Source organism: Streptomyces chiangmaiensis (genome assembly GCF_036281785.1).
GTDB classification, from domain to species: domain Bacteria; phylum Actinomycetota; class Actinomycetes; order Streptomycetales; family Streptomycetaceae; genus Streptomyces; species Streptomyces chiangmaiensis.
This window is the reverse complement of sequence record NZ_JAYWVC010000039.1, coordinates 11,699-22,889: the sequence shown is the minus strand read 5'-3', so window position 1 is coordinate 22,889 and position 11,191 is coordinate 11,699. Positions and strand designations below refer to the sequence as shown.

At 69.4% G+C, this 11,191-nt stretch carries 10 protein-coding genes; 9 read left to right on the top strand and 1 reads right to left on the bottom strand.

Annotated features, from left to right (window positions below):
* The first annotated feature begins 73 nt into the window (after window positions 1-73).
* The 5 genes from VXC91_RS14855 to VXC91_RS14835 all read left to right on the top strand — a co-directional run bounded on the left by VXC91_RS14855 (window position 74) and on the right by VXC91_RS14835 (window position 4,065).
* Window positions 74-844, top strand: coding sequence for a dTMP kinase (locus VXC91_RS14855; RefSeq protein ID WP_329507717.1), 771 nt, complete (start codon window positions 74-76; stop codon window positions 842-844).
* Between the two features lie 53 nt (window positions 845-897).
* On the top strand, window positions 898-1,617 hold the full coding sequence (locus VXC91_RS14850; RefSeq protein ID WP_329507716.1) for an HAD family hydrolase: 720 nt from the start codon (window positions 898-900) through the stop codon (window positions 1,615-1,617).
* Between the two features lie 28 nt (window positions 1,618-1,645).
* A complete protein-coding gene (locus VXC91_RS14845) occupies window positions 1,646-2,614 on the top strand; it encodes a phosphoribosylaminoimidazolesuccinocarboxamide synthase (RefSeq protein ID WP_329507715.1) in 969 nt (322 codons plus the stop codon).
* Window positions 2,615-2,711: 97 nt separating this feature from the next.
* Window positions 2,712-3,374, top strand: coding sequence for a 3'-5' exonuclease (locus VXC91_RS14840; protein ID WP_329507714.1), 663 nt, complete (start codon window positions 2,712-2,714; stop codon window positions 3,372-3,374).
* Between the two features lie 58 nt (window positions 3,375-3,432).
* Window positions 3,433-4,065: a mycothiol-dependent nitroreductase Rv2466c family protein gene (locus tag VXC91_RS14835; protein ID WP_329507713.1), complete on the top strand. Its 633-nt coding sequence runs from the start codon at window positions 3,433-3,435 to the stop codon at window positions 4,063-4,065.
* Between the two features lie 143 nt (window positions 4,066-4,208).
* On the opposite strand, the gene VXC91_RS14830 is transcribed toward VXC91_RS14835, so the two are convergent.
* Window positions 4,209-4,769, bottom strand: coding sequence for an NUDIX hydrolase (locus VXC91_RS14830; RefSeq protein ID WP_329507712.1), 561 nt, complete (start codon window positions 4,767-4,769; stop codon window positions 4,209-4,211).
* A 446-nt stretch (window positions 4,770-5,215) separates the two neighbouring features.
* Here VXC91_RS14830 and VXC91_RS14825 point away from each other — a divergent pair, with 446 nt between their 5' ends.
* From VXC91_RS14825 to VXC91_RS14810, 4 genes are all read left to right on the top strand, one after another.
* Window positions 5,216-7,150, top strand: coding sequence for an ATP-binding cassette domain-containing protein (locus tag VXC91_RS14825; protein WP_408057388.1), 1,935 nt, complete (start codon window positions 5,216-5,218; stop codon window positions 7,148-7,150).
* Window positions 7,151-7,211: 61 nt separating this feature from the next.
* The gene (locus tag VXC91_RS14820) at window positions 7,212-8,351 is read left to right on the top strand and encodes an NUDIX hydrolase (protein ID WP_329507709.1); all 1,140 of its coding nucleotides are present in this window, start codon (window positions 7,212-7,214) and stop codon (window positions 8,349-8,351) included.
* 57 nt (window positions 8,352-8,408) lie between these two features.
* On the top strand, window positions 8,409-9,878 hold the full coding sequence (locus VXC91_RS14815; protein WP_329507708.1) for an NUDIX domain-containing protein: 1,470 nt from the start codon (window positions 8,409-8,411) through the stop codon (window positions 9,876-9,878).
* Window positions 9,875-11,143 (top strand): M15 family metallopeptidase, encoded by a 1,269-nt coding sequence (locus VXC91_RS14810; protein ID WP_329507706.1) that lies wholly within the window; start codon window positions 9,875-9,877, stop codon window positions 11,141-11,143. Before VXC91_RS14815 ends, VXC91_RS14810 begins: the two co-directional genes overlap by 4 nt.
* Window positions 11,144-11,191: the final 48 nt, after the last annotated feature.

The following is an 11,191-nucleotide window of genomic DNA, read 5'->3' as shown; positions in this document are numbered from 1 at the left end:
CTCCCCGAAGCCCCCCGCCGCCCGGAGTGCTCCCGCCGGCCCGCCGGCCTCGTCCCCGAAGGGATACCGCAGCATGACGATCACACCGATAGGGCCCCCTTGCAGCCGCGGCCCGCTGATCTCCGCCGAGGGCCTCAACGGAGTCGGCAAGACGTACCTCACCAACCGCGCCGTCGAAACCCTTGAGACCAAGCCGCTGATGCTGGACGAGTTCTCCGAGTGGGCGAACGGGCGCCCTGGCCTGGGCGGAGCCCTGCTCCGCGCGCTGTATGAGGCCAGCGTGCCGGACCCGTTCCTGCGCGGGGGCACACCGATGACCGAGGCGCTGCTCCTGATGGCCATCAAGCGGCACGACCTGGACACTGTCCTCCCCTCGCTGTCCGGCGGGCTCGCCGTCATCGAGGGACGCAGCGTGGACACCACCGCGGTGTGCCAGGCGCTGCTGCTGCAGCCCGACGACCCGGACGCCGCCCTCCAGACGGCGATCGCCCTGCTCGACCTCGCCTCTTCCTACCGGCCGCTGCCGGACCTCACGATCCTCGTCACCGACGACGCCTCGAAGGCCCTGGAGCGCGCGCAGCGACGTGACCGATGCGTCTTCACCGGCGAGCAGGCCGACTTCATGCGCGAGGCGTGCGCGCTCTTCGAGCGTCTCGCCGCCACCGATCCGGTCCGCTACCGGGTCGTGGACCGGCGCCACATCGACGAGTACGAGGCGGCCGAGCAGATCCGGGCTTGGATTCAAGGCGCCGGCGACGGCCTGAGCTGCCTGGTGGAGCCGTGGCAGGGCCCGGGCGCGGCGTGCATGTGCTGCGGGCAGCGCACCGCCGCGGAGGCGGCATGAGGACGGCCGCCCGGCCACCGCTCTGCTCCGGCGGGCGCGCTGCAGGGAGCTGCGTGCCTGCGATCGACAAGAAGGTCGAGGCCCTGGTCCTCGACTTCGACGGAACCCTCGCCGACACCAGGCGCGGGCACGAGGACGCACTGCGCGCGGCCCTGCAGCCGTACGGCGTCGCCCTAGACCCCGACTGGTACAGCCGGCACGTCGGCCTATCCATCCACGACCTCCTGGCAGTGCTGCCCGCCAGCCAGACGCTGCCCCACAACGAGATCATCCGGCACAGCCGCACCCATCTGCTGGCTTCGGTGCACACGATCACGCCCATCCCGTGCGTCGTCACGCTCCTGAACAGGGCCCGCCGAGCCGGGCTGCCCTGCGCCGTTGCGTCGGCCGCCAGCCGACGGCTCGTAGACCCGGGACTCGATGCCCTGGACCTGAAAAAAGCCTTCGCGGCCGTCGTCACACGCGAAGACGTCACACACGGCAAGCCGGACCCAGGGGTGTTCCTCACGGCCGCCCGCCGCTTGGGCATCGCACCGGGTCGCTGCCTCGCTGTCGACGACGCCCCCGACGGCATCGCCTCCGCCCGCGCGGCGGGCATGCACGTGATCACCGTGATCGACGGCCACCTGGCCCCCGTCGCCGAAGAGGCATCCGAGAGCGCCGCCTCGCCAACCGGGACGCAGATACCGCGCGGCAGAGCGCGACCCAGCGAACCCGGAACGGCCTCCGCCGGGGCCACGGCGATGCCCCGGCCCGCAGATCACACCCGATGACCGCGCGACGCCGTCAGCCCAGAGGAGCATGATGCCCGTCCTGAACTCGACCAAGAACCTGCACGTCGTCGAACCACCGACCGCGACGAGGGAAGGCGTCGGCATCTTCGAATACACCGACCACTACACCGTCTTCCACTACGGCCGGATGCCCGCCCCGATCCCCGGCAAGGGCGAAGCGATCTGCCGCATGGCCGTCGTCAACTTCACGATGCTGGAAGAGGCCGGCGTGCGAACCCACTTCCGCCGGTTCATCGCCCCGAACCGGATCGAGTTCACACTCGCGCGCCTCCCGGACCTGGCTGCCCGCCCCCTCACCCCGAGCCGCGGCAACTATCTCATCCCCCTCCAGGTCCTCTTCCGCAACGAGCTGCCACCGGGAAGCTCCGTCCACCGGCGGTTGGCCACCGGTGACTTGACACCGGCCGAGATCGGTCTCCGTGCGATCCCGGCGGTCGGCGAGACGCTGGAGCAACCGCTCATCGAGTACGCGACGACGCGGACCGCCGTCAACCGGTTCATCGCCTCCTCCGAGGCCCAGCGCCTCGCTGGCCTGGACGATGAGCAGTTCCACGCCATGCACGAGATCACCGCCAAGGTCAACGAGGTGCTGACCCGGCACGCACACGGGCTCGGACTGAGCCACTGCGACGGCAAGGTCGAGTACCTGGTGGCGAGCGACGCGGGTCTGGTGCTCGCCGACAGCCCCGGCACGCCGGACGAGAGCCGCCTGATGTTCAACGGCGTGCACTGCGGAAAACAGGTCCTGCGGGACTGGTACATGGACAACGGGCACGAGGTACCGGTCGGCAGGCTGATCGCCGACGGCGTGCCCAGGAGCCAGTGGCCGCAGCCGACGCCTCTCCCGCCCGAGTTCCTACCGGTGATGACGGACCTTTACCGCTCCCTGAGCGAGACCTGGACGGGCGAGCACCACTGGAACGCCCCGGACCTGGAGGCCGCCACCCAGGCTGTCGCCGACCTCATCAGCCGGTGAACGCACGTCCCGGCAGCCGGCGCTCGGGCATGCTCTGCTCGACGCGGACGCAAGCCGGGGCCGGCGGCACCACAGAACCCACGAAAACGGTGACCACATGGGCGACTTGACCAAGGACACGGCCTTCCAGGCGACGACGTTCGTGGTCATCGACTTCGAGACCACAACCCCCACCGGCTACCCGGCCCAACCAATCGAGGTCGCCGCTCTCGCACTGCGCTACGAGGACAGCGCGTGGAAGGAGACCGGCCGCACTGCGTCCCTGATCCGGCCACCCGCGTTCGCCCCAGTGACACCAGCAGACACAGCGCAGACCGGCCTGACCGCCGAGCAGCTTCATCAGGCCCCCACCCCGGCCGAGGCACTCGGGGCGCTCGATCGACGGCTCACGGCCGGCAACTCGTACTTGCTGGTGGCTCAACACGCGGCCACCGAAGCCAACGTCATCCACAACCAGGCGGAGCACTGCCCCACGCTGGCCCGAACCGACTTCCTCGACACGATCCCGCTGGCCAAGCACCTCATCCCGGGGCTGCCGAACTACAAGCTCGACACACTGCTCGCGCACTTCGGCATCAAGCAGCCGACGCACCGGCACAGGGCCTATGCCGACGTCGACGTCACCGCACAAGTGTTCCTCCAACTCATCAGCGCCGCAGACGAGAGCGCACAACTCAACGACCTCGCGGCTCTGGTGAAGACCGCGGGGCGCAAGGCCAAGCTCAACCTGCCCGTCCAAACCGGGCTGTTCGACTTCTAACCACCTGACAGATGAGGCATTTACACAACCGATCTGAGAGAGGACGGCGCTCAATACAATGATCAACGAACAACCGGAACTCGACGAGGCCGCCTTCTGGTTCGACCCACTGTGCCCCTGGGCATGGGTCACCTCGCGCTGGCTCCTGGAAGTCGAGCAAGTCCGACCGGTTCGCGCTGACTGGCGGATCATGTCGCTGGCCTATCTGAACCTCGAACAGCGCGAGGACAAGGGGCTCAGCGACGACTACCGCGCACTAATGGAGAAGGCATGGGGCTCGGTGCGGGTCTGCGCAGCAGCCGCTGAACACGCCGGCCGCGACGTCCTCGGCCCGCTGTACACCGCTATCGGCACCCGGCTTCACAATCAGAGGCGGCGCGAAGATCCCACCGTGATCACCGAAGCACTCGCCGAGACGGGCCTTCCCCTCTCGCTGGCCTCAGCCGCTACGAGCACGGAGTTCGACCAGCTCATCAGGGCCTCGCACGACGAGGCGTTCAACGAGGTCGGCCTCGATGTCGGGACACCCGTTCTCCGCGTCGGCGGAACGGCTCTGTTCGGCCCCGTGCTCAGGAAGGCCCCCCGCGGTGAAGCCGCCGGACAGCTTTGGGACGGCCTGGTCATGGTCGCCGCGACAGACGGCTTCTTCGAGCTCAAGCGAAGCCGCGACAGCAAACCCTCCTTCGAATGAGCGCGCCCACGGCGCGGCCAACATCCGCTGAGGGTTCGACCGTCACGACTCCCGCGACCCGTTCGGCAGGAAGACGAACGACGAAGCGAGACCCCCGACCAGCGCGCCCTGGGCCCGCCAGCCGCTTCTACCGAGGGCCTGGGTTAGCCAGCCTGGGCCGGTGTGCTGACCGCACGCGCGATGCGGTGCCCGACAAGACGCTCGGCCAGGTCCATCGGATACCACCCGGCCCCAGTCACCTCGGACTCCTGAATGCACCCGATCTCGGCGCGAGACGTCGTGAAGGCGTAACCGATGTCCAGGTGGTAGTGCTCTGGCTCGTCCTTCTTCGGTCGGGCCGGCACTCTGCCGTACTCGATGTAGACGGGAGCCGACGAAACAGGAAAGACCTGGCAGGGGTCGATGCCGGTCTCCTCCGTCAACTCACGCACCGCCGCGTCTACCAGTGTGGTGTCCGTCGGTTCAAGGTGGCCGCCAGGCTGCAGGGTGATCCCATACGCGAGGTGTTCGATGAGCAGGATCTCGGTGCCGTCACGGACGAGGAGCCCGCCAACGGTCACGTGCATCGGGAAACTCCGCCGCGAGGCAAAGTCTCCGCCCTGAGCCAGGAGCCGCAACGGCTCGGACAGCTGCCCGGCATCTTCGGGGTAGCGCTCAAGGTAGGCGGCCAGGACACCCGAGATATCCGAATCACTGATCGCCACAGGTCACCTCCACACCAGCCTGAGAGCGAAGCTCTCCATGACCGACTGCTCGGATACGAGCAACGAGCGCTAACACAGTCAGCTCCATAGAAGACACGTGGCGTACAAGAAGGTTCGCACTCTACAAGTTGGGCCTACGCCGGTGCGCGTCGACGCTCCCATCACTCGGGTCAGGAGGCGCCGATCCTGACATTCAACCGATCTTGTCGCGTGTTGCCACACCGACCCGGAGACCGGGATCGCGCACCACAAGGCACACCCTCGGCGTTTCGGCCAACGCCCGATCCACGCACTTCTGTTGCAGGAGGCGGGTCGATGCATCCTCCACGCTCCGCCACCCGCTCCACCCCGGGATTCCACATCCGACCGAAACACACGTGTTCGATATCCCGGCTGAGTCGTTGAGCCTCGCGAACCAGCCGCGACCAACCAATAGGGGGACCACGTTGACCTCAAGCAGCACAGCCGCACAGGCGAGCGCAGGTGCTTCGGAGGCGAGTCCTGCGGACGATGCGAGCTCGGCGCAGGAGGAGGAGTTCCTGTATCGGGACACGTCCAGGCTCCAGGCCGGTGCGCAGATGACGACCATCACGATGGCGCGACGGCTGCCCGCGCTGGTGCTGCGCTCCTTGAAGATGGCCTGGCGGGTGGACCGGGTCGCGACGGCCGGGCTCCTCGCCTGCCAGATCGGGACCGGCGTCCTCGCAGCCCTCGGCCTCTTGGCCGTCACGGGCACGATCACCGCGCTGGTCTCCTCGGGCGACATCACGGAGCGGCTGTGGGACGCCGCCCCGCAGCTGGCCGTGATCGCCGCCGCCACCGGCCTGCGGGCGCTGCTGGGTATCACCGTCGTCTGGCTGACCGGCCGTCTGCGCCCGGTGCTCGGCCGGGCCGCGGAGCTGACGATGCTCGAGGCCGCGCTCGGCGCGGAACTGGCCGCCAACAATAAGCCCGGCTACAACGACGCCTACGACATCGCCGACCGTGGCGCCCAGGTGACCCCTGACCTCGTCGAAGAAGCGCAGGACGTTCTCGCGGCGACCGCCACGCTCGCGGCCGGCGCCACCGTCCTGACCGTCCTGCACCCAGTGCTCCTTCCCCTTCTCTTCCTCGCGTGCTTGCCGCAGGCCACTGCCTATGTTCGTTCCGCCCGAGTGATCTACCTCGCTGGGCTGGAGACTTCAGGGCGGCGCCGGATGCTGGGAAAGCTGCGCTGGCACATGGCCTACATGGAGTCCAGTGAGGAGATGCGCGCCTGCCTGGCCGGTCCCTTCCTGATCGGCCGGTACCGGCGGCTGGCCGCCTCGGTCAACGCGGCCGAACGCATGGCCGCGAACACCGGGGCATGGATGGGGCTGGCCGGAGCAGTGGCCGGCGGGATCGCCTCGACCGCGGTATGGGCGGCGTTGCTGTGGCTCCTGGCCTCCGGGCGGATGAGCCTGGCGGCCGGCGGCGGTGCCGTCTTCGCTCTCCAGACCGCCACCGGCTCGGTGCGCGGCATCATCAACGGCGGGGCCCGCCTGGTGCGCACCGGTTGGTACGTGCAGGACTGGCAGAACTTCCTCGACAACGCCCACGGTCAGGCCATGACCGACTCCCGCGGCACCGCGCCCGTGACCGCGGCCCCGGAGCGTTTCGAGGTCCGCGACGTCACCTACCGCTACGACGGCGCCCCGAAGGACAGCCTGCGCAACGTCTCCTTGCACGTGCGGCGCGGGGAGATCGTGGCGCTGGTCGGGGAGAACGGCTCCGGCAAGACGACCCTCTCGCGCCTGCTGTGCGGGCTGCTGCTGCCCACTGAGGGCGACGTGGCCTGGGATCACGCTTCCACCGCGGACCTGGACCCGTGGGGGTCGTGGGAGCACGTCGCGCTGGTGCCGCAGAAGTTCACGTACCTGCCGCTGACGATGCGCGACAACATCACCTTCGGGCAGGGCGACACCAGCGACGAGGCCCTGCTCGCCGCCTGCGAGGCGTCCGGCGCCGCGGAGATGCTGCCGGGCCTCCGCTCGGGCCTGAACACCCTCCTGACCAGCGAGTGGTTCGGCGGACAGCAGCTCTCTGGCGGGCAGTGGCAGCGCCTGGTCCTGACGCGCGCGTTCCACCGGCAGGCGTCGCTGCTGGTGATGGATGAACCCACGGCCGCCCTCGACGCCCGCGCCGAGCACCGGATTTTCGCCGGTCTGCGCGAGCTGGCCAAGGACCGCGCCATCCTGCTGATCACACACCGCCTCACCAACGTGGCCGTCGCCGACAGGATCGTGGTCTTGGACGAAGGGCGGATCGTCCAGGAGGGCACCTACGCCCAACTCACCGAGCAGCCAGGGCTGTTCCGAACCCTGTGGGAGCTGCAGCGCCGGATGAGCGGCGGCACCGCCTGATCCCCGCTCCCCCGTCCGCGCGGTGCACCCGCCCGTCCACCCTGTCGAAAGGCCGAGCCACGTGACCTCTCCCGCCTCCCCTTCGAATCACGTCGCACCGCACGCGGCTCTGCCCGCAGCGCAGTACGCCGCTTCCCGGCATGCGGCGTGGCTCGGCGCTGCCGCGATCATCACCGACGAGGTCGGCCGGGTCCTGCTGGTGCACCCCACCTACCGCAAGGACGACTCGTGGCTGCTGCCCGGAGGCGTCGTCGAACCCGGCGAACACCCGCACGTCACCTGCCGGCGCGAGATCGCCGAGGAACTGGGCCTGGCGGACCTGCCCCTGTCGGCCGTGCTCGCCGTCCACTCCTTCTCCCCGCACCACCCCGACCTTCAGCCCGGCACGCCCTGCCCCGGAGAGGTCCGGTTCGTCTTCGACGGAGGAACCCTCACCCCCGACCAGGTGGAGGCGATCCGCCTGCCGCGCGGGGAGTTGTCCGAGTTCGTCTTCCTGGAAACCCGGGACGCGGTGCAGCGGCTGCGACCCGTGGACGGGCAGATCATGCTCGCCGCCTACCGTGCCCGGCTCGGGAACACCGCGACCGCGCACCTCGCCGACGGTCGGCACATCCTTGATGTCCCGGCGCTGGACCGCCATGACGTACACGTCCGCTACCGGCCTTTGTGGGACAGCCCTCTCAACCGCGGCCCCATCCCTGGGCGGCTGCCCGTGCAGCAAGCCTGGGCGTGGTGCTTCGTCCCCGACGGTCGCGTGGTCCTCGTGGTCGCACCTGGCCCGCGGGGCGCGCTGCCGATGCTGCCCGGCGGCACCGTGGAGACGACCGACGCGGCGCCCGAGGACACCCTGCACCGCGAAGCCGCCGAGGAAGCCCAGCTCACCCTGACCGATCCGGTGCGACTGGGCTGGGTGCTGGACAAGACCGGCGAAGTCTACGGCGGCGTGGGGCCCAACGCCCGGCTCCGCCTGGCCGCTCGGGTCACCGCCATCGGGCCGGCCGCCGTCGACCCCGCCACCGGCCACCCCTTCGCCCGCCTGCTCACCACCCCCGCCCAGGCAGCCGCCCTGCTGGGATGGGGCCCGCCCGGCGCGCGGCAAGCCCAGCTCGCAGTGGAGACAGCACGCGAGCGGTGGGGCCTACCCGCCGCTCGCTCCGCCGCCATCGAGGAGATCTCTGCGGAGGGGATGCGGCTGAGCTGACCCGAACGATCACCCCGCCTCGACTCGCCCCGCTCCACGCACATCTGAGGTAGCCCCATGCCGTTGTCGCACGACCACATCCGCACCACCGTCGAGACCTACCTCGCGCGCCACCCTCACGAGCGCGCACAGCTCGGCGGACTCCTGGACGCCCTCGACCGCCCCACCGACATCGCCAGCCGCTCCACCTTTACCGGACACGTCACCTGCGGCGCGATCGTCGTCGACTCGCTCGGCCGCGTCCTGCACGTGCTGCACCTGGCGAGCGGGAAGGTCCTCGCCCCCGGCGGACACACCGAGCCCACCGACGATTCCCTAGCAGCAGCGGCGCTGCGGGAGCTACACGAGGAGACCGGGATCCCGCCCCAGGCCGTCACACCATGGCCCGGCTACGAGGCGGTGCCGTTCGACATCGACATCCACGACATCGACGCCCACCCGGGCAAAGACGAACCCGGCCACCAGCACTTCGACCTCCGGTTCCTCTTCCGCCTGCACACCGCGAACGAGGTAGAGGTGATGCTGCAGGAAGAGGAGGTCGGCGGCATCGAGTGGCGGCCCGTGGACAGGGCGGCCTCCCCCTCCCTGCGCGAGAAGCTCCTCAAGCTCCCGCTCCAGGTTGAACCGAAGACGGCCAACGCCTCCGCACTGATCTACAACGACCGCGGCGAGTACCTACTCCACCTGCGCGACTACTTCCCCGGCCGGATCTGGGAGCCGGGCATGTGGTCCCTGCTGGGCGGCGGCCGAGAGCCCCAGGACGCCACCCTGGAACACACAGTGCGGCGCGAACTGGACGAGGAAGCCGGCCTCAACATCGCCGATCTGACCCCGTTCGGCACCGAGTACGCCTCCGACGACGACGGCGCGGTCGTGCCCATCGCCATCTACGCGGGCCGCTGGAACGGCGATCCCCGCGAACTCCGCCTGACGGAAGGGGTGATGCTGGCCTGGTTCGCCCCGGACGACCTCCACCGACTCCGTATCGCCGACACCACGAGCGACCTCGTACGGCGTCACGCCGCGAGTCTTCTGGCGGCGCAGAGCGGGCCCGAACCCGAGGAACGTCCGGCTTCGCCGCACGGCACGGTCCCCAACATCATCGGCGTCCACCTCTACCTGGAGCGGCCCGACGGTACGGTGCTGCTCGGGTTGCGCCACCCCAACTCCGCGTTTGCGCCGTCCACCTGGCACGTCCTGGCTGGCCACTGCGAGCAGGAGAACGCCATCGCCTGCCTGATCAGGGAGGCTCAGGAGGAAGCCGGCCTGCACATCGAGCGTCAGGATGTCGAACTCGTCCACGTCATCCACCACATCGGCAAGCCCAGGAACCCGCCCCGCATGGGCCTGTTCTTCCGCGCCCGTACCTGGCGCGGCGAGCCGAAGCTGCGCGAGCCGGACAAGTGCCTCCAGTGGAGATTCTGGGACCCCGCCGCCCTTCCCGATGACCTCGTCCCCTATACCCGACTGGCTATCGCGAAGATCCAGAACGGTGAGCTGTACAGCGAGACGGGCTGGCCCGCATGACCGCCACACCGAGCGGCACACCCTGTCGCGCGTCCGCTGCGACAGCGGCCGGACGTCTGGACACCCGCCTCGTAGTCGTCCGCGGGAATTCGGCGTCCGGGAAGTCGAGTGTGGCCCAGGGCCTGCGGGATCACTACGGCCGTGGGATCGCGATCGTGGGCCAGGACGTGATCCGCCGAAACGTGTTGCGCGAACACGACACCACGGGCGGCGCCAACATCGCCCTGCTGGGCAGGATCGCCCGCCACGCCCTCGACGCCGGCTTCCACGTCGTACTCGAAGGGATCCTGTACGCAGACCGCTACGACCACATGATCACGTCTCTGGTACGCGACCACCGCGGCGTCTCCAGCTGCTACTACCTGGACGTACCGCTGGAAACGACGCTTGCCCGGCACGCGTCGAAGGCGGATGCCGCGTACCTGGCGCAAGTCACCGACAAGCACCTCGCCGCCTGGTACCGCGAGCTGGATCTGCTGCCCGGCGGTCGGGAGACCGTGATCCCGGCCGACAGCACGCTGGAGGACACCATCGCGCGAATCCTGCGCGAAACCGATCTGGCCTCTGCCTCCCCAATCCCACCGCCGCAGTGCAAGCCGTCACAGGGAGACTCGATGAGCAGTCTGGTGTTGATGTCCGATCCGCGGGTCGCCGCGATCCCGGTGCGCGAGTGCGGGGAGCCGCTCGTCGACGTGCGTGACCACAGCTTCCGCGTCGATCCTCGCAAGCAAGATCCGCTGGGCGCATTCGCCCACGTCCGCGAGGGCGTCCTGGCCCGGCTGGAGCACGCCCGCTCGCTCCTACCCGCTGGTACCGACCTGCTGTTCATCGAGGGCTACCGGCCGCTGGCCCTCCAGCAGCGCTACTTCACCGAGTACCGGGACGAGCTGGCCGGCGCTCACCCCGGCTGGACAGCTGAGCAGCTGCACCAGGCCGCCAGCCGGTACGTGTCGCCGCCGGAGATCGCGCCCCACTCCGCGGGCGCGGCCGTGGACGTAACCCTCGTCGACCAGGACGGCCACGAACTCGACCTCGGCACCCGCGTCAACGCCTCCCCCGAAGAGAGCGACGGAGCCTGCTTCACGCACGCCCCGAACCTCAGCGATCAGGCGCGTCACCACCGCACGCTGCTTCTCAACGCCATGGAGGGCGCGGGTTTTACGAACTACGGGACCGAGTTGTGGCACTTCTCGGTAGCGGACCGGTACGACGCGCTGATGCGGCAGGAGCCGCACGCACGCTACGGACCGATCGAACTGCCCTAGCGCGCCAGCAGCCTCGTCCACTCCCTCGCCACCCACGCCGATCCGGAA

Bases quoted from the DNA above. Each gene is read 5' to 3' on its own strand.
- VXC91_RS14810 (WP_329507706.1), top strand. From the start codon at position 9,875: ATGACCGCCACACCGAGCGGCACACCCTGTCGCGCGTCCGCTGCGACA.
- VXC91_RS14855 (WP_329507717.1), top strand. From the start codon at position 74: ATGACGATCACACCGATAGGGCCCCCTTGCAGCCGCGGCCCGCTGATC.
- VXC91_RS14815 (WP_329507708.1), top strand. From the start codon at position 8,409: ATGCCGTTGTCGCACGACCACATCCGCACCACCGTCGAGACCTACCTC.
- VXC91_RS14840 (WP_329507714.1), top strand. From the start codon at position 2,712: ATGGGCGACTTGACCAAGGACACGGCCTTCCAGGCGACGACGTTCGTG.
- VXC91_RS14835 (WP_329507713.1), top strand. From the start codon at position 3,433: ATGATCAACGAACAACCGGAACTCGACGAGGCCGCCTTCTGGTTCGAC.
- VXC91_RS14845 (WP_329507715.1), top strand. From the start codon at position 1,646: ATGATGCCCGTCCTGAACTCGACCAAGAACCTGCACGTCGTCGAACCA.